Below are 17328 nucleotides of genomic sequence, written 5' to 3' on the forward strand. Positions count from 1 at the left end.
ACCAGCAACACCGAACGCACCGCAGCCCTGGCAGACTTCCTGCACAGCTACAACCACCACCGCTGCCACACCGCACTCGGGGGCCAGCCACCGATCAGCCGTGTGAACAACGCTGCGGGTCAATACAACTAGGGCCTTTTGGCAACGCGGCGAGGTGCGGTGCCAGACCACGCGACCCGGGCGGGCATAGTGAAAGGACCCCTAAGCCGGCCGGGGCTCACCTGGCCAGGCCCGAGTCGGGTGGCCCTCCCGGCCGTCTCAGCTTCCAGTAAGTGTGCAGCCCGCAGCCGGGCCCGCCCCAGCTGGTCCTCGGTCAGGGCGGCCAGTGTCCTCGGCTGTCGGGAGACAGGTGACGGGCGACCCGCCTCTTTGACCGTCGGCAGGAGCCGCAGGTCAGGATGGTCGATGAGCCGGCGGAACGAGCGGGTCTCCGTGCGGCCGTCGTCATCCGTGAGGACGAGCCGGCCGAATGGGCCGTGGATGTCTTCGATCGTCCACTCGACGCCGTGAAGCGCGACCCGCCTGCCCGGTGTGATCTGCAAGAACCCCCTTGCTGGCATCATGCCGCCCAGATCAGCGAGCTGTCGCGCAAGGGGCTGCCCGGGCCAAGATTCGCCAGCTGGCGTGCTCCAGGTGCCAACTAAGAATCTCGGTGGCAACCCGCCTTCGCGCCGCCCATGAATGGGATTGCATAAACGTGCAGCGAAACGTATAGTCATGCTCTCTGAGGAGGAGGATCCATGGCGGTACGTGCGGCAGTGGCCGGAGCGAGTGGGTACGCGGGCGGGGAACTGCTGCGTCTGCTCCTGGCGCACCCCGAGGTCGAGATCGGTGCCCTGACCGGCAACTCGAACGCGGGGCAGAAGCTCGGTGCGCTCCAGCCGCACCTGCTGCCCCTGGCCGGACGAGTGCTCCAGGAGACCACCCCGGAGGTCCTCGCCGGTCACGACGTCGTCTTCCTCGCGCTGCCGCACGGGCAGTCCGCCGCCGTCGCCGAGCAGCTCGGCCCGGACGTGCTGGTGATCGACATGGGCGCCGACTTCCGGCTGACGGACGCCGCCGCCTGGGAGCGGTTCTACGGCTCGCCGCACGCCGGAACCTGGCCCTACGGCCTTCCCGAACTGCCGGGTGCCCGCGCCGCGCTGGAGGGGTCCAAGCGCGTCGCGGTGCCCGGTTGCTACCCCACGGCCGTGTCGCTGGCGCTCTTCCCGGCGTACGCCGCCGGCCTGGCCGGGCCCGAGGCCGTGGTCGTCGCCGCGTCCGGCACCTCCGGCGCGGGCAAGGCGCCCAAGCCGCACCTGCTGGGCAGCGAGGTCATGGGGTCGATGACCCCCTACGGCGTCGGCGGCGGGCACCGGCACACGCCCGAGATCACCCAGAACCTCAGCGCGGCGGCGGGGGAGACGGTCTCCGTGTCCTTCACCCCGACCCTCGCGCCGATGCCGCGCGGGATCCTCGCCACCTGCAGTGCCAAGGCCGCCGACGGCGTCACGGGCGAGTCCCTGCGCGCCGCGTACGAGAAGGCCTTCGCCGACGAGCCGTTCGTGCACCTGCTCCCCGAGGGCCAGTGGCCCGCCACGGCGTCCGTCTACGGTTCGAACGCCGTTCAGGTGCAGGTCGCGTACGACGCCGCCGCCGGACGGATCATCGTGATCAGCGCCATCGACAACCTCACCAAGGGCACCGCGGGCGGTGCCGTCCAGAGCATGAACATCGCCCTGGGTCTCGACGAGACCACCGGACTGACGACGATCGGAGTTGCGCCGTGAGTGTGACGGCAGCAAAGGGATTCACGGCGGCGGGCATCGCCGCCGGGATCAAGGAGAACGGCAACCCCGACCTGGCCCTCGTGGTCAACACCGGCCCCCGCCGCGCCGCCGCCGGCGTGTTCACCTCCAACCGTGTGAAGGCCGCGCCGGTCCTGTGGTCCGAGCAGGTGCTGAAGAGCGGCCAGGTGTCCGCCGTCGTCCTCAACTCCGGCGGTGCCAACGCCTGTACGGGCCCCAAGGGCTTCCAGGACACCCACGCGACCGCCGAGAAGGCCGCCGAGGTCCTCGGCCGGGGCGCCATCGAGGTGGCCGTCTGCTCGACCGGCCTCATCGGCGTCCTGCTCCCCATGGACAAACTGCTCCCGGGCGTCGAGACGGCCGCGGCGCAGCTCTCCGAGCACGGCGGTGAGAAGGCCGCCATCGCCATCAAGACCACCGACAGCGTCCACAAGACGTCCGTCGTCACCAAGGACGGCTGGACCGTCGGCGGCATGGCCAAGGGCGCGGGCATGCTCGCCCCCGGCCTCGCCACCATGCTCGTCGTCCTCACCACCGACGCCGACCTGGACGACGACGTCCTCGACAACGCCCTGCGCGCGGCCACCCGGACGACCTTCGACCGGGTCGACTCCGACGGCTGCATGTCCACCAACGACACCGTGCTGCTGCTCGCCTCCGGCGCCGCCGAAGTCACCCCCGGGTACGAGGAGTTCGCCGAAGCAGTACGTCAGGTCTGCGACGACCTCGGCCAGCAGCTCATCCGGGACGCCGAGGGCGCCAGCAAGGACATCAAGGTCGAGGTGATCAACGCCGCGTCCGAGGACGACGCCGTCGAGGTGGGCCGCTCCATCGCCCGCAACAACCTCCTCAAGTGCGCCATCCACGGCGAGGACCCCAACTGGGGCCGGGTGCTCTCCGCGATCGGCACCACGCAGGCCGCATTCGAGCCGGACCGGCTCAACGTCGCCATCAACGGCGTCTGGGTCTGCAAGAACGGCGGAGTCGGCGAGGACCGCGACAAGGTCGACATGCGCTACCGCGAGGTGCACATCGTCGCCGACCTCGCCGCCGGGTCCGAGACCGCCACGATCTGGACCAACGACCTCACGGCCGACTACGTCCACGAGAACAGCGCGTACTCCTCATGAGCAGTGGATCGACCCGCAAACACACCGCCCTGCCCAAGGCGCAGATCCTCATCGAGGCGCTGCCGTGGCTGGTCCGGCACAACGGCAAGACGGTCGTCATCAAGTTCGGCGGCAACGCCATGATCGACGAGGACCTCAAGGCCGCCTTCGCCCAGGACGTGGTGTTCCTGCACCACGCCGGCCTCAAGCCCGTCGTCGTGCACGGCGGCGGCCCGCAGATCAGCGCCGCCCTCGACCGGCACGGCATCGTCAGCGAGTTCAAAGCGGGCCTCAGGGTGACCACCGAGGACGCCATGGACGTCGTACGGATGGTGCTGGCCGGGCAGGTCCAGCGCGAACTGGTCGGGCTGCTCAACCAGCACGGTCCGCTCGCCGTCGGCCTCACCGGCGAGGACGCGCACACCATCACCGCCACCAAGCACCAGCCCGAGATCGACGGCGAGTTGGTCGACATCGGGCGGGTGGGCGAGATCACCGCGATCGACACCGGCGCGATCGAGGCCCTGCTCGCCGACGGCCGCATCCCGGTCGTCTCCTCGATCGCCCGCTCCCAGGACGACGGACATGTCTACAACGTCAATGCTGATACGGCGGCTGCGGCACTCGCTGCTGCTCTGGGCGCCGAAACCCTCATGGTCCTCACGGACGTCGAGGGCCTCTACGAGGACTGGCCGCACAGCGACGAGGTGATCAGCCGCCTCACCGCCGTCGAGCTGGAGCGGCTGCTGCCGGACCTGTCGTCCGGCATGGTGCCGAAGATGGAGGGCTGCCTGCACGCCGTACGCAACGGCGTCACCACCGCCCGCGTCATCGACGGCCGGGTCCAGCACTCGATCCTGCTGGAGATCTTCACCGACGAGGGCATCGGCACGATGGTCGTGCCCGACGAGCAAGAGGGGGATGCCGTATGACCGCCCATCAGGAGTACGCCGAGCGGTGGCAGGGCGCGCTCATGAACAACTACGGCACCCCGCTGCTGCCCCTGGCACGCGGCGCGGGCACCAAGGTGTGGGACGCCGACGGCAACGCGTACCTCGACTTCGTCGGCGGCATCGCCACCAACGCCCTCGGCCACGCCCACCCGGCGATCGTCGAGGCCGTGAGCCGCCAGATCGGCTCCCTCGGTCACATCTCCAACTTCTTCATGGCCGAGCCGACGGTCGCCCTCGCCGAGCGGCTGCTCCGCCTCTTCGGCCGGGACGGCAAGGTCTTCTTCTGCAACTCCGGTGCCGAGGCCAACGAGGCCGCCTTCAAGATCGGTCGGCTGACCGGCCGGACCCACATCGTCGCCACCGAGGGCGCCTTCCACGGGCGGACCATGGGCGCCCTGGCGATGACCGGCCAGGCCGGCAAGCGCGAGCCGTTCCTGCCGCTGCCCGGCGACGTCACCCACGTGCCCTTCGGCGACGCGCAGGCCCTGGCCGCCGCCGTCACCGAGGAGACCGCGCTCGTCATCCTCGAGCCGATCCAGGGCGAACTCGGTGTCGTCGTCCCGCCGGCCGGCTACCTCAAGGCGGCCCGGGCCATCACCGCCGCGACCGGGGCGCTCCTGGTCCTCGACGAGGTGCAGACCGGCATCGGCCGCACCGGGCACTGGTTCGAGTACCAGGCCCACGAGGGCGTCCTGCCCGACATCGTCACCCTCGCCAAGCAACTCGGCGGCGGACTGCCGCTCGGCGCCACCGTCGCCTTCGGCCGTGCGGCCGACCTGCTCCAGCCCGGCCAGCACGGCACGACCTTCGGCGGCAGCCCCGTCGCCTGCGCCGCCGGGCTCGCCGTCCTCGACACCATCGAGAACGAGGGGTTGCTGGAGAACGTCAAGCGGCAGAGCGAGAGGCTGCGGGACGGAATCGAGGGCCTCGGCCATCAGTTGATCGATTTCGTCCGGGGTACGGGACTCCTCCTGGGTATCGTGCTCACCGAGCCGCTCGCGCCCCAGGTGCGCCAGGCGGCTCAGGAGGCCGGATTCCTGGTGAACGTGCCCGCCCCCGACGTCGTCCGGCTGATGCCGCCGCTGAACCTCGGCGACGACGAGGTGGACGCGTTCCTCGGGGCGCTGCCCGGCATCCTCCAGGCAGTAGGCGGGGACGGACGATCCGGGGAATGAGACGACGATGAGTCAGGCGCAGGACCACGAGCAGCCGGGGGCGAACGGGCCCGCCGTGCCGCAGACCCGCACCGCCCGCCACCGCCGGATCGTGGACATCCTCAACCGGCAGCCGGTCCGCTCGCAGAGCCAGCTGGCGAAGCTGCTCGCCGACGACGGGCTGAGCGTCACGCAGGCGACGCTCAGCCGGGACCTGGACGAGCTGAACGCGGTGAAGATCCGCAACGCCGACGGCGACCTGATCTACGCGGTGCCCAGCGAGGGCGGGTTCCGTACGCCCCGGGCGCCGCTCGGCGGGTCGGCGAAGGAGGAGCGGATGCGGCGGCTCTCGCAGGAGCTGCTGATCTCCGCGGAGGCCTCGGCGAATCTCGTGGTGCTGCGGACCCCTCCGGGGGCGGCGCAGTTCCTGGCCTCGGCGATCGACCAGGCGGAGCTGCACGACATCCTGGGGACGATCGCCGGTGACGACACGTTGCTGCTGATCAGCAGGGAGCCGACGGGTGGGCAGGCGCTGGCGGATCATCTGCTGAGGCTGGCGCAGAACGGGCACTGAGCGGTTGTCGTTCGGGCGCGGGTGGGCCGTGGCCGGCCGCGCAGTTCCCCGCGCCCCTGGGGCGCGGGTGAGCGGAACGCCCTGACCTCAGCCCGCAATCAGCCCAGCCGTGCTGCCAGGCCTCCCGTGCAACGCACCTCGTCCCCGGCCGTGATCAGCAGCGCCTCCACATCCGGCAGCGACTCCAGCCACGCCAGCCCCTCCCGCGAGCCCATCGCGAACGCCGCCGTCGCCCAGCAGTCCACCCACGTCAGCCGGGGGCCCACCACTGTCACGGCGACCAGGTCGGTCACCGCGGAACGCCCCGTACGGGGATCGACGATGTGGTCTCCCCGCTCCGCCGTACCGGACGTGGCCACGGACAGCTCCGCCATCCCGGCCGCCGAGACGACCGCCGCGAGACCCCCCGGACGCAACGGGTCGGACACGCCCACGCGCCACGGCCGCTGCCCACCCGGTGTCCCGAGCAGCTGCACATCGCCGCCGCCGTTCAGGTTCACTCCGCATACCCCGGGCACGTCCGCCAGCCCCCGCGCCGCCCGCTCGACCGCCCAGCCCTTGACGATGCCGGTCGGATCGAGGCGGCCCTGGTACGACGTGCTGAACCAGCCGTCGCTTCTCCGCTCCGCCTCGGCGGCCAGTTCCAGCACCTCGGCGACCTCGGGGTCGCACTCCGCGACGGTCAGCTCCCCGCGCTGCAACCGGGAGATCTGGCTGTCCTCGCGGTACGTGCTGAACACCTCGTCGACCCGGCGCAGCCCGGCGACGGCCTCGTCCAGGGCCGCGCGCACGGCGGCCGGTTCCCCGCCGCGGACGTCGAAGGAGAAGACGGTCCCCATCGTCTCCTCGGCATGACGTACCGCGGCGGGAGCCTGTGCGGAGTCGGCCACCGTGTCAGCCACCGGCCTGGTCCAGCGCCGACTGGAGGGACTGCTTGTAGCCGGCGCTGGTGTACGTCGCCCCGGACACCGCGTCGATCTGCGCGTTTCCGGCCGCGACGGCCGCCTGGTTGAGGCGGGGGACGGAGGAGGAGGTGATCTGGTCGCTGCGGCCGCCCTTGGGGGCCTGGACCGCCTCGGCCTTGGTGATCTTCCCGCCGGTGACGGTCACCCGTACCTGCACCGGGCCGTACTGCGTCTGCGCCGCACTGCCGGTGAGGGTCTGCGTCGTGGCCTGGCCGGCCCCCGAGCCCGCGGCCTGCGAGGAACCGCCGCCGGCCGGAGCCTTGTCCAGGGCCGACTGGAGCGACTTCTTGTAGCCGGCGCTGGTGTAGGTGGCGCCCGACACCGCGTCGATGTCCGCGTTTCCGGCCGCGACGGCCGCCTGGTTGAGGCGGGGGACGGAGGAGGAGGTGATCTGGTCGCTGCGGCCGCCCTTGGGGGCCTGGACCGCCTCGGCCTTGGTGATCTTCCCGCCCGCGACGGTCACCCGCACCTGGACCGGCCCGTACTCCGTCTGCGCGACATCGCCGGTCAGCGTCTGCGCGGCGCCCGAACCCTGCTGCGATCCGGCCGACGCCTTCGCCTTGTCCAGGGCCGACTGGAGCGACTTCTTGTAGCCGGCGCTGGTGTACGTCGCCCCGGAGACGGCGTCGATCTCCGCGTTCTGCGCCGCCATCACCGCCTGGTTCAGACGCGGCACCGAGCTCGCGGTGATCTGGTCGCTGCGGCCGCCCTTCGGCGCCTGGACCGCCTCGGCCTGGGTGATCTTTCCGTTGCTCATCGTCAGGCGGACCTGCACGGCGCCGTACTGCGTCTGCGCCGCGTCGCCGGTGACCGCTCCGTTCACGCCGCCCTGCGGGGCCTGCCCGGCCGCCGCGGGCGGTGCCTGGCCCGCAGCCTGGGCGGATCCCGGGTCGGAGGCCGGCTTCAGGGACAGCAGCAGCACGATCCCGGAGACGGTGGCTGCGCCGGCGAGCACGGCACGCCGGACGGGGTGAGACTTCCTCATCGTTTCTCAAGCTCCTGAAGGGCCGTTGGTGTCCCGTCGCTCACATCTCGAACGACTCGTGATGGATACGGCGGGCGGGTACTCCCGCTCCGCGCAGTGCCTCGTAGACCGACTGCGCGAAGCCGGGCGGCCCGCACATGAAGACGTCGTGGTTGTCGATGTCCGGGATCTTCCGCTGGAGGGACTCCGCCGAGATGTCGGGGCGTTCCCCGTCCGGGCTGTTGACCGCGTACATCAGCCGGGCGCCGCGCTCGTCGGCGATCTTGGCGAGTTCGCCCCACAGGGCCAGGTCCTGGGTGCTGTTGGCCCGGTAGAGGAGCGTGATGTCACCGGACGCGCCCGGCAGCGTCTCGAACAGGGCCCGCATCGGGGTGATGCCCACACCGCCCGCCACCAGCAGCACCTTGCCGCGGCTGCGGCGCTGCGCGGTCATCGCGCCGTACGGTCCCTCCGCCCACACCTTGGTGCCGGGCGTCAGCTCGCGCAGCCGGGAGGTGTGGTCGCCGATCGCCTTGACGGTGATCCGCAGCATGTCCGGGCGGGGCGCCGCCGACAGCGAGTACGGGTGCGAACTGAAGCGCATGCCCGGTGCCATGAACCGCCAGCGGAAGAAGTGCCCGGCCTCCGCGCCCATCCGGTGCAGCTTGCGTCCGCTGATCAGCACGGACACGATCCCCGGGGTCTCCTCGATGACCGCCTCGACCCGCATGCGGTGCCGCAGGTTCAGCCGGATCGGGGTGAGGATCCGGAACCAGAGCACCAGCGCGGTCACCACGCCGTACAGCCCGTACCAGAAGGTCTTCGCGGCGGGCTCGACGGCGAACTCGTTGCCCGTCGTGATCTGGTGCCAGAACGTCATGTACACCGACGCGTACGTGAGCAGGTGCACGTGGTACCAGGTGTCGTACCCGATCAGGCGGCGCACACCGCCGATCGACAGGATCCCGATGAGGAACAGCAGGCCCGTGCCGATGGCGGCCTTGCCCATGTCCGGCAGCTGGTTGATGGAGTCGGTCGTCTGCTGGACGATGTCGCCGAGTCCCTTGCCCGCCTGCAGGGCGTAGCCCCACATGGTGAGGAAGACATGGGCGAGGACCAGGCAGAGCGTGTAGCGGCCGGTCATGGCGTGCCAGCGCGCGACCCGGTCGGTACCCACCCGTCGCTCCAGCGCGGGCACCCGGGCCATCTGGAGCACCACGAGCGCCATCAGGTAGCCGGCGAGCAGGCCGGTGATCCGGCCCGCGGCCAGGATCTTGCTCGAGGTGTCCGCGAGGGACGGTGTGTTGTCCCACCACAGCCACAGCACGGCCGCCGCTCCGGCCCACAGGGCGATCAACAGCGGGACGGCCGGGGAGCGGCGCGGGCGGATGCGGCGCATCGTCTGGCGGCGGGCGGCACGTCCGCCTGCGAGCGTGGTGGTCACGGTTCCTCCGTGGGGACTTGACCCTTGGCCCACTGATACGTGCCGGGACACGGGAGTGTTCAGCCACGGGCCGAGTCGCGCGCGAACAGCAGTGACCCCTGGTAACACTCACCCGGCCGGCGTCCCGTCACAGGCGGGTGACGGCCGTGCTTCCGCTCCGCGTCCCCACGGCGATGTGCGGCCGCCGCGCGGGGTCGGCCCAGAGGAGGATCCGCCGCATGGCCTCCTCGGAGACGGAGACACAACCGGCCGTCGCCCCCCGCCCGTTGACATGGAGGAAGATGCCCGCGCCGCGCCCCCGCACGGGACGCGCGTAGTTGAAGCCGATGACGAGCGCGTGCGCGTACTGCGCGCGATACGTGATCAGGTGCTCGGACTCGGCGGCCCGGCAGTCGGCCGCACGCGGCTCGGTCCAGCGGTTGTAGGAGCGGGAGCCGTTGTCCTGGCACCACCAGGAGTCCTGGTGCACCCGGCGGTAGGGGTACGCCGTCCCGCGCGGCGCCGCCTCGATGCCGAAGGCGTACGGCAGGCCGTAGAGGCCGGTGGGTGTGGTGTTGGTGCCCTGCTTGCGAAGGGCGCCCTCGACGAGTCCGTTCGCGCCGAAGCGGGCAGCCGCGGAGCCCCTCTTCACCCAGCGCCCGTCCGCGCGGTCCCACCAGATGACCGTGCCCGTCGTCGAGGCCCGCTTCGGGGCCACCGCGGTGATCAGCTGGGTGCCGCCGCCGGTGTCCGCCATCCGGGCCGGCAGCGGCGGCGAGGGGGCGGGCGGCCCGGCGCCGAGCACGATCAGGGAGGAGACGGCGAGGGCGACGGCACCGGGGCGCATGCCTCAGACCGTAGAGGGCGGCAGCGGCAACGGCAGCCCGGGTAGTCCGTCCAGGCTGGTGGCGATGTGCTCCTTCTTGGTGAAGTAGGCACTCAGCGATGCGTCGTCCTCGCGGGCGAAACGCTTGCCGTGCAGATCGCGGTCCGCCTCGTACGCCATGAAGGGCACCCCGTAGCCGCAGGTGTCGCGCACGAGTTCGGCGGTGACGACGATGATCGCGCGCAGACCGTGCTGCGCCGGGTCGATGTCCGGGAAGTGCGCGAGCAGTTCCCCGAAACGGGGGTCGTCGCGGAAGACCGGTTCACCCCTGCCGTGCACGCGGACGATGTTCGGCGGGCCCTGGAAGGCGCACCACATCAGGGTGATCCGCCCGTTCTCCCGCAGATGGGCGATGGTCTCGGCGTTGGAACCGGCGAAGTCGAGGTAGGCCACCGTGAGCTCGTCGAGCACCGCGAAGGAGCCCGAGAGACCTTTGGGGGAGAGGTTGACCGTGCCGTCGGCGGCCAGGGGTGCGGTGGCGGTGAAGAAGACCGGCTGCGCCTCGATGAACGCGCGGAGCCGGCCGTCGATGCGCTCGTAAGTCTTTCCCATGTCGAACGATTATGGTCGCAGTTATTTCGACTGTCTAAGGAATTGCGGGATCCGGTCACCTCTGCCGGACCCCGCGGGCAGACGTCTCCGTGGCCGCCCCGGCCGGCGCTCGCACGGGGCGGCCACGGGTTCCTGTCACCTCACTTGGTGAGGGTGCAGGCGGCCAGGGAATCCAGCCCGGCCGGGCGCTCGGCCGTGCGGCCGATGGCGGTGGCGATGCGGTTGATCGCCGCGACGCGCTTGTCCTCCAGCGGGCCGAGGATGGCGTTCTGGACGAAGTTGGGCCCGCCCTGGCCGACCGTGTCCACCAGGCGCTTGTTGGCCTCCTGGATCTGGGTGTCCAGCTGCCCGAGGTTCCGGTCGACCTCGGCCTGGGCCGAGGCGGGGACCGCGGGCAGCTCGGAGGCGACGTCCGGGCAGCTGATCGTGCCGGCACCGGCGTTCCCCGCCTCGCCCGCACCCGCACCGGCCTCCGCGCCGGCGCCCTCCTCGGCACCCGCGCCGCCCTCTCCGGCACCTGCCCCGGCTCCGGCCTCGGCGCCCGCACCCGCTTCCGCACCGGCGCCCGCCTCGCCACCCGCCGCCTCGCCCGCTCCGGCGCCGCCGTCGGCGTTGAGCTGGCAGGCGGCGAAGGCCTCGAGGCCCTCGGGCTTCTCGGCGGCCCGCCCGATGGCGGTCTCGATGCGGTTGAGGGCGGCGACGCGCTTGTCCTCCAGCGGGCCGAGGATGGCGTTCTGGACGAAGTTGGGCCCGCCCTGGCCGACCGTGTCCACCAGGCGCTTGTTGGCCTCCTGGATCTGCGTGTTCAGCTGGGCGAGGTTGCTGTCGACCTCCGCCTTCGCCGAGGCGGGGACCGCGGGCAGCTGGCCGGTGACGTCCGGGCACGAGATGGTTCCGGGGTCCGCCAGCGTCCGGGCGTTCGTGGCGCCGCTGTCGGGCGTCTCCCCGGCGAGGGCGAAGCCGGCGATCACCGTGCCGGACAGTGCCACCGCGGCGGCGCCGCCGATGAACGTGACGCGACGCTTGTTGTACTTCGGAAGAGCCCTGGACATGCGGATGCCTCACTAGGGGTCGGGGGTGTCGTCGGTGTCGTAACGCGGCGCCTGCGTTCGGCGAGAGGTACGGGTAAGCGGTTTCCCGTGTTCAAGGAATCTTCAAATTCCTCTCGGCCGACCGGAATCCGGCCCCTCAGCCCAGGCGGATTGACGAATCATGCAGAGCTCTGCATACTCATGCATGTCGGTGATCTGCCCTGAGCAGTAGCGTGATGACCGTCTCCACGCCCCCGGGCGAGAAGGCGGTGGCACATCCACACCCATTGAGGAGCGCAGCAGGTGAGCAGCAACAGCGGTGACGTCCGGCTCTGGGGCGGTCGTTTCGCCGACGGTCCCGCCGAGGCCCTGGCGAAGCTGTCCGCGTCCGTCCACTTCGACTGGCGGCTCGCGCCGTACGACATCGCCGGTTCGCGTGCCCACGCGCGCGTGCTGCACAAGGCGGGCCTGCTCACGGACGACGAGCTGACCCGCATGATCGCCGGGCTGGACCAGCTGGAGGCGGACGTCGCCGACGGCTCCTTCGTGGGCACGATCGCCGACGAGGACGTCCACACCGCCCTGGAGCGCGGCCTCCTGGAGCGTCTCGGCCCCGACCTCGGCGGCAAGCTGCGCGCGGGCCGCTCCCGCAACGACCAGGTCGCGACCCTCTTCCGCATGTACCTGCGCGACCACGCCCGGATCGTCGGCGGCCTGATCGCCGAGCTCCAGGACGCGCTGATCGGCCTGGCCGAGGCCCACCCCGACGTGGCGATGCCCGGCCGTACGCACCTTCAGCACGCCCAGCCCGTCCTCTTCGCCCACCACGTCCTGGCCCACGTCCAGTCCCTCTCCCGGGACGCGGAGCGGCTGCGCCAGTGGGACGCGCGCACGGCGGTCTCGCCCTACGGATCAGGCGCCCTGGCGGGCTCCTCCCTCGGGCTGGACCCGGAGGCGGTGGCGAAGGACCTCGGCTTCGAGCACGGCTCGGCCGGCAACTCCATCGACGGCACGGCCTCCCGGGACTTCGTCGCCGAGTTCGCGTTCATCACGGCGATGATCGGGGTCAACCTGTCCCGGATCGCCGAGGAGGTCATCCTCTGGAACACGAAGGAGTTCTCCTTCGTGACCCTGCACGACGCGTTCTCGACGGGCTCGTCGATCATGCCGCAGAAGAAGAACCCGGACATCGCGGAGCTGGCGCGCGGCAAGTCCGGCCGTCTGATCGGCAACCTGACGGGCCTGATGGCCACGCTCAAGGCCCTCCCGCTCGCGTACAACCGCGACCTCCAGGAGGACAAGGAGCCGGTCTTCGACTCCATCGACCAGCTGGAGGTCCTCCTCCCGGCCTTCACCGGCATGATGGCCACGCTCACCGTCCACCGCGAGCGGATGGAGGAACTGGCCCCGGCCGGCTTCTCCCTCGCCACGGACATCGCCGAGTGGCTGGTCAAGCAGGGCGTCCCGTTCCGCGTGGCCCACGAGGTCGCCGGCGAGTGTGTGAAGGTCGCCGAGGCCGAGGGCAAGGAACTGGACGAGCTGACGGACGAACAGTTCGCCAAGATCTCCGCCCACCTGACCCCCGAGGTCCGTACGGTCCTCAACGTCCCCGGCGCCCTGGCCTCCCGCAACGGCAGGGGCGGCACGGCCCCGAGCGCGGTCGCGGTGCAGCTGGCCGAGGTGAAGGCGGACGTGACGGCGCAGCACGAGTGGGCGACAGCACGACAGAAGTCCTGAGGGGCGTGGGGAACTGCGCGAGCAACCCCACGCGACCCGCACTCGCCGAAACACAGCACGTCCCGGCCTCTGAGGCGAAGGTCATCGCGGGAGTTACGTTGGTCGAAAGCCGTAGCCGACCGAACGGAGCCCCCCGATGCCCTTCGCCCGCCTGGCCACAGCAACAACCCCCACCTGCCACATCGGCTTGGGCCTCGCCGCCGTGGGACGCCCCGGCTACATCAACCTCGGCCGGGACGAGGACCTTCCGGCGGAGCGCACGGTCGATGCCCTGCGGGAACGCACCCACGCGCTCCTCGACGCCGCCTACGCCCAGGGCGTCCGCTACTTCGACGCCGCCCGCTCCTACGGCCGCTCCGAGGAGTTCCTCGCCGGCTGGCTCAAGGACAGGCCCGGCCTCGACGACATCGTCGTGGGCAGCAAGTGGGGCTACACCTACACCGCCGACTGGTCCACCGACGCCGAGCGGCACGAGGTCAAGGACCACACCCTCGCCACCTACGAACGGCAGCGCGCGGAGAGCGACGGCCTGCTCGGCGACCGGCTCGACCTCTACCAGATCCACTCGGTGACCCCGGACAGCCCGGCCCTCACCGACAAGGAACTGCACGCGAAGCTCGCGGAAGCCGCCGCGCAGGGCCTCACCGTCGGCTTCTCCACCAGCGGCCCCGCCCAGGCGGACGCGATCCGCGCCGCCCTCGCCGTGACGGTCGACGGCGAACCCCTCTTCCGTACCGTGCAGTCCACGTACAACGCGCTGGAGACCTCCGCCGCCCCCGCCCTCGCCGAGGCGCACGACGCCGGACTCACCGTGATCGTCAAGGAGGGCATGGCCAACGGCCAGCTCGCCGGGCCGCACGCCCCGGACGTCGTGAAGGAGATCGCCGAGCGGGCCGGGCTGGGCTGCGACGCCGTCGCCCTGGCCGCGATCCTGCGCGAGCCCTGGGCCGGTGTCGTCCTCTCCGGCGCGGCCACCACCAACCAGCTCGCCTCCAACCTGCACGCGGCGGTCGTCGACCTCGACGACGACCAGCTGACCCGCCTCGCCACGCTGGTGGAGGAGCCGCACGCGTACTGGGAGCGGCGCGCGCAGCTGCCCTGGCACTGATCACCCCGGCACGCACACCGGCACGGCAGCCATGAGTCACGCATACCCCGATTGAGACATTCATGTCTCATATGGTTTATTGTTGTCTCATGGCTGTCGATCCCGAGCATGTGCTGCGCGCCGCCGCGGCCCTGCTGACCCGCAAATCCACCGCGACCATGGACGAGGTCGCCAAGGCCGCCGGCATCAGCCGGGCCACGCTGCACCGCCACTTCGCCGGACGTGACGCCCTCGTCCGCGCGCTGGAGTCGCTGGGCATCGCGGAGTGCGAGGCGGCGCTGGACGCCGCCCGGCTCGACGAGGGCACGGCGGGTGAGGCCGTGCGCCGGCTGGTCGGAGCCATCGAGCCCGCCGCCGGGCTGCTCGCGTTCCTCTACTCCGAGAACCAGCTGTTCGAGGGCGAGGAGCTGAACGCGGGCTGGACCCTGATAGACGACCGGATCTCCGCCCTGTTCCGGCGCGGCCAGCTCAGCGGCGAGTTCCGCATCGACCTCACGCCCGCCTGGCTCACCGAGGCGCTGTACGGCCTGCTGGCCTCCGGCGCCTGGATGGTGCACAGCGGCAAGGGCGCCCCCAACGACTTCCAGCACATGATCGTCGAGCTGCTGCTCGGCGGCGCGCTGCGACGAGACGCACCACAGAGAGAGGAATCATGACCAGCACCCTGCAGACGGCGAAGACGACCGAGGCGGTGCAGCGCCCGGGCCGCTGGCTCGCGCTCGCCGTTCTCGTGCTCGCCGTGCTGCTGGTGGCCGTCGACGCGACCGTCCTCGGTCTCGCGACCCCCTACATCAGTGAGGACCTGAAGCCCTCCGGCACCCAGCTGCTGTGGATCGGCGACGTCTACTCGTTCGTCATCGCCGGTCTGCTCGTCTCCATGGGCAGCCTCGGCGACCGGATCGGCCGCAAGCGGATCCTGCTGGTCGGTGCCACGGCGTTCGGCGCGATATCCGTCTTCAACGCCTACGCCACGACCCCCGAGATGATGATCGTCGCGCGGGCGCTGCTCGGCGTCGCCGGTGCGACCCTGATGCCGGCCACGCTCGCCCTGATCCGCAACCTCTTTCACGACCCGCGCGAGCGCAGCCTCGCCGTCGGCATCTGGGGCGCCACCGCCTCCGCCGGTACGGCGGTCGGCCCGATCGTGGGCGGGTTCCTGCTGGAGCACTTCTGGTGGGGATCGGTCTTCCTGATCAACCTGCCCGTGATGGCCGTGCTGGTCCTCGTCGGGATCAAGCTGCTGCCCGAGTCGCGCACCGCGAACCCCGGCCCCTGGGACCTGGTCAGCGTCGTGCTGTCGCTGGTCGGCATGATCGGCATCGTGTACGCCGTCAAGGAAGCCGCCACGCACGGCTTCGCGTGGACCACCCTGGCCGCGGGCCTGCTGGGCGCCGCCGCCCTGTACGGGTTCGTCCGCCGCCAGCTCAGGCTGCCGACGCCGCTGCTGGACATGAGGCTGTTCCGCAACCGCGGCTTCAGCGGGGCGGTGCTGGCCGACCTGCTGACCATCCTCGGCCTGTCCGGGCTGGTGTTCTTCCTGTCCCAGTATCTGCAACTCGTCCAGGGCAGGCGCCCGTTCGAGGCCGGGCTGGCCGAACTGCCCGCGGCGATCGGCGCGGTGGTGGCCGGACTGATCGCGGGGCGTGCGGCCCGGCGCCTGTCGGTGCGGGCCGTCGTCTCCGGGGGTCTCGCGGCCATAGGCCTCGCTCTGGCCGCGCTCACGGTGCTCGACCAGTCCACCGGCTACCCGCTGCTCGGGACCGTGCTGCTGGTGGTCGGCGTCGGCGCCGGCTTCTCGTTCACCGTGACCGCCGACGTGATCCTCTCCAGCGTGCCGGGGGAGCAGGCGGGCTCCGCGTCCGCGGTGTCCGAGACGGCGTACGAACTCGGCGCCGCGCTCGGCATCGCCGCGCTCGGCTCGATCGTGACCGGCGTCTACCGCGACTTCACCGGTCCCGCGGGCACACCGGCCGCGGCCCACGAGTCACTGGGCGGCGCCGTCGAGGCGGCCGCGGGCATGCCCGCCCACAGCGCCGCCGCGATGCTGGACGCGGCCCGCACGTCCTTCGTCGACGGCCTGGCCCTCGCGGCGGGCGTGGGCGCGGCGGTCCTGCTGGCAGCGGCGGTCGCGGCGTGGTTCCTGCTGCGAGGCCAGAAGCTGGAAGGCGGCGGGTCGAAACACGCGTGAGGTCCACGCCCTCAGGGGCGCGGGCCACGCAGCGAACGCGCCGGGGTCATGCCCTCAGGGGAGCGGGGCCTACGCAGCGAACGCCCCTGGGGTCATGCCCTCAGGGGCGCGGGGAACTGCGCGGCCAGCCCCCACTCACCCGCGGCCGCCCGAGCCCGACCGCGCCCGGAGAAACCTAAGCCGCTTCCTTCGCCTTGCTCGCGTACATGTCCACGTACTCCTGCCCGGACAGCTGCATGACCTCGGTCATCACCGAGTCGGTCACGGCCCGCAGCACATACCGGTCCCGGTCCATCCCCTCGTACCGGGAGAACTCCATCGCCTCACCGAACCGCACGGTGACCTTGCCCGGACGGGGCAGCCCCGCCCCGCCCGGCTGAAGCTTGTCCGTGCCGATCATCGCGAAGGGCACCACGGGCGCACCCGTCATCAGGGTCAGCCGGGCGATCCCCGTCCGCCCCCGGTACAGCCGCCCGTCGGGCGACCGCGTCCCCTCCGGGTAGATGCCGAACATGCGGCCCTCCTCCAGCACCCGCCGCCCGGTCATCAGCGCGGCGACACCGCCCCGGCCACCGTCACGATCCACCGGGATCATGCCGACGCCGGTGAAGAACCAGGCCATCAGCCGGCCCTTGAGGCCCTTGCCGGTCACGTACTCGTCCTTGCCGATGAAGACGACCTGACGGTCGCAGACCAGCGGCAGGATCATCGAGTCGATGAACGTCAGGTGGTTTCCGGCCAGGATGACCGGGCCGTCGCCGGGAATGTGCTCCGCACCCTCCACCTGTGGGCGGAACATCAGGCGCATGATCGGGCCGAGCACTGCCTTGATGAGCGCGAAGCGGGACAACGGACCCTCCGGTGTCAAGGGGTTCTGTATGAGTCTGTGCAGGTGAG

The 17328-nt window shown here is 71.3% G+C and carries 16 protein-coding genes and 1 pseudogene; 10 read left to right on the forward strand and 7 right to left on the reverse strand.

The annotated features are described in order from the left end of the window. The 6 genes and pseudogenes from G3I77_RS28295 to G3I77_RS28320 form a co-directional block, all read left to right on the forward strand. Positions 1–132 (forward strand): annotated as a pseudogene (locus G3I77_RS28295) (IS481 family transposase); the annotation flags it as partial. A 608-nt stretch (positions 133–740) separates the two neighbouring features. Beyond that, on the forward strand, positions 741–1769 hold the full coding sequence (gene argC / locus G3I77_RS28300; RefSeq protein ID WP_248508142.1) for an N-acetyl-gamma-glutamyl-phosphate reductase: 1029 nt from the start codon (positions 741–743) through the stop codon (positions 1767–1769). Beyond that, the gene (gene argJ, locus G3I77_RS28305) at positions 1766–2917 is read left to right on the forward strand and encodes a bifunctional glutamate N-acetyltransferase/amino-acid acetyltransferase ArgJ (protein WP_248508143.1); all 1152 of its coding nucleotides are present in this window, start codon (positions 1766–1768) and stop codon (positions 2915–2917) included. Before argC ends, argJ begins: the two co-directional genes overlap by 4 nt. After that, positions 2914–3828, forward strand: coding sequence for an acetylglutamate kinase (argB, locus tag G3I77_RS28310; RefSeq protein ID WP_248508144.1), 915 nt, complete (start codon positions 2914–2916; stop codon positions 3826–3828). The genes argJ and argB overlap by 4 nt, the downstream gene beginning before the upstream one ends. After that, a complete protein-coding gene (locus tag G3I77_RS28315) occupies positions 3825–5024 on the forward strand; it encodes an acetylornithine transaminase (protein WP_248508145.1) in 1200 nt (399 codons plus the stop codon). The genes argB and G3I77_RS28315 overlap by 4 nt, the downstream gene beginning before the upstream one ends. Positions 5025–5031: 7 nt before the next feature. Then, positions 5032–5577, forward strand: coding sequence for an arginine repressor (locus G3I77_RS28320; protein ID WP_033311957.1), 546 nt, complete (start codon positions 5032–5034; stop codon positions 5575–5577). 98 nt (positions 5578–5675) lie between these two features. On the opposite strand, the gene G3I77_RS28325 is transcribed toward G3I77_RS28320, so the two are convergent. From G3I77_RS28325 to G3I77_RS28350, 6 genes are all read right to left on the reverse strand, one after another. After that, entirely contained in the window at positions 5676–6479 is an 804-nt protein-coding gene (locus G3I77_RS28325; RefSeq protein WP_248508146.1) for an FAD:protein FMN transferase, read from the reverse strand. After that, positions 6472–7527: an FMN-binding protein gene (locus tag G3I77_RS28330; RefSeq protein ID WP_248508147.1), complete on the reverse strand. Its 1056-nt coding sequence runs from the start codon at positions 7525–7527 to the stop codon at positions 6472–6474. The genes G3I77_RS28325 and G3I77_RS28330 overlap by 8 nt, the downstream gene beginning before the upstream one ends. Before the next feature lie 40 nt (positions 7528–7567). Further along, complete coding sequence (locus tag G3I77_RS28335; RefSeq protein ID WP_248508148.1) at positions 7568–8950, reverse strand: ferredoxin reductase family protein; 1383 nt, start codon at positions 8948–8950, stop codon at positions 7568–7570. Between the two features lie 127 nt (positions 8951–9077). Next, positions 9078–9776, reverse strand: a complete 699-nt coding sequence (locus G3I77_RS28340) for a L,D-transpeptidase (RefSeq protein WP_248508149.1) — start codon at positions 9774–9776, stop codon at positions 9078–9080. A 3-nt stretch (positions 9777–9779) separates the two neighbouring features. After that, complete coding sequence (locus tag G3I77_RS28345) at positions 9780–10367, reverse strand: pyridoxamine 5'-phosphate oxidase family protein (protein WP_248508150.1); 588 nt, start codon at positions 10365–10367, stop codon at positions 9780–9782. A gap of 140 nt (positions 10368–10507) precedes the next feature. Beyond that, on the reverse strand, positions 10508–11419 hold the full coding sequence (locus G3I77_RS28350; RefSeq protein ID WP_248508151.1) for a hypothetical protein: 912 nt from the start codon (positions 11417–11419) through the stop codon (positions 10508–10510). 282 nt (positions 11420–11701) lie between these two features. Between G3I77_RS28350 and argH the strand changes: the two genes are divergently transcribed. The 4 genes from argH (at position 11702) to G3I77_RS28370 (ending at position 16431) form a co-directional block, all read left to right on the forward strand. Continuing rightward, entirely contained in the window at positions 11702–13135 is a 1434-nt protein-coding gene (gene argH, locus G3I77_RS28355) for an argininosuccinate lyase (RefSeq protein WP_248508152.1), read from the forward strand. A gap of 136 nt (positions 13136–13271) precedes the next feature. Next, on the forward strand, positions 13272–14243 hold the full coding sequence (locus tag G3I77_RS28360; protein ID WP_248508153.1) for an aldo/keto reductase: 972 nt from the start codon (positions 13272–13274) through the stop codon (positions 14241–14243). A gap of 89 nt (positions 14244–14332) precedes the next feature. Then, complete coding sequence (locus G3I77_RS28365; protein ID WP_248508154.1) at positions 14333–14899, forward strand: TetR/AcrR family transcriptional regulator; 567 nt, start codon at positions 14333–14335, stop codon at positions 14897–14899. Beyond that, entirely contained in the window at positions 14896–16431 is a 1536-nt protein-coding gene (locus tag G3I77_RS28370) for an MFS transporter (RefSeq protein WP_248508155.1), read from the forward strand. Before G3I77_RS28365 ends, G3I77_RS28370 begins: the two co-directional genes overlap by 4 nt. 175 nt (positions 16432–16606) lie before the next feature. On the opposite strand, the gene G3I77_RS28375 is transcribed toward G3I77_RS28370, so the two are convergent. After that, a complete protein-coding gene (locus tag G3I77_RS28375; RefSeq protein ID WP_248508315.1) occupies positions 16607–17281 on the reverse strand; it encodes a 1-acyl-sn-glycerol-3-phosphate acyltransferase in 675 nt (224 codons plus the stop codon). Between the last annotated feature and the right edge of the window lie 47 nt (positions 17282–17328).

It is taken from the genome of Streptomyces sp. D2-8 (assembly GCF_023184515.1).
GTDB lineage: Bacteria > Actinomycetota > Actinomycetes > Streptomycetales > Streptomycetaceae > Streptomyces.

Bases quoted from the DNA above. Each gene is read 5' to 3' on its own strand.
- G3I77_RS28350 (WP_248508151.1), bottom strand. From the start codon at position 11,419: ATGTCCAGGGCTCTTCCGAAGTACAACAAGCGTCGCGTCACGTTCATC.
- G3I77_RS28315 (WP_248508145.1), top strand. From the start codon at position 3,825: ATGACCGCCCATCAGGAGTACGCCGAGCGGTGGCAGGGCGCGCTCATG.
- G3I77_RS28345 (WP_248508150.1), bottom strand. From the start codon at position 10,367: ATGGGAAAGACTTACGAGCGCATCGACGGCCGGCTCCGCGCGTTCATC.
- G3I77_RS28365 (WP_248508154.1), top strand. From the start codon at position 14,333: ATGGCTGTCGATCCCGAGCATGTGCTGCGCGCCGCCGCGGCCCTGCTG.
- G3I77_RS28360 (WP_248508153.1), top strand. From the start codon at position 13,272: ATGCCCTTCGCCCGCCTGGCCACAGCAACAACCCCCACCTGCCACATC.
- G3I77_RS28330 (WP_248508147.1), bottom strand. From the start codon at position 7,527: ATGAGGAAGTCTCACCCCGTCCGGCGTGCCGTGCTCGCCGGCGCAGCC.
- G3I77_RS28370 (WP_248508155.1), top strand. From the start codon at position 14,896: ATGACCAGCACCCTGCAGACGGCGAAGACGACCGAGGCGGTGCAGCGC.
- argC (WP_248508142.1), top strand. From the start codon at position 741: ATGGCGGTACGTGCGGCAGTGGCCGGAGCGAGTGGGTACGCGGGCGGG.
- argB (WP_248508144.1), top strand. From the start codon at position 2,914: ATGAGCAGTGGATCGACCCGCAAACACACCGCCCTGCCCAAGGCGCAG.
- G3I77_RS28320 (WP_033311957.1), top strand. From the start codon at position 5,032: ATGAGTCAGGCGCAGGACCACGAGCAGCCGGGGGCGAACGGGCCCGCC.
- G3I77_RS28340 (WP_248508149.1), bottom strand. From the start codon at position 9,776: ATGCGCCCCGGTGCCGTCGCCCTCGCCGTCTCCTCCCTGATCGTGCTC.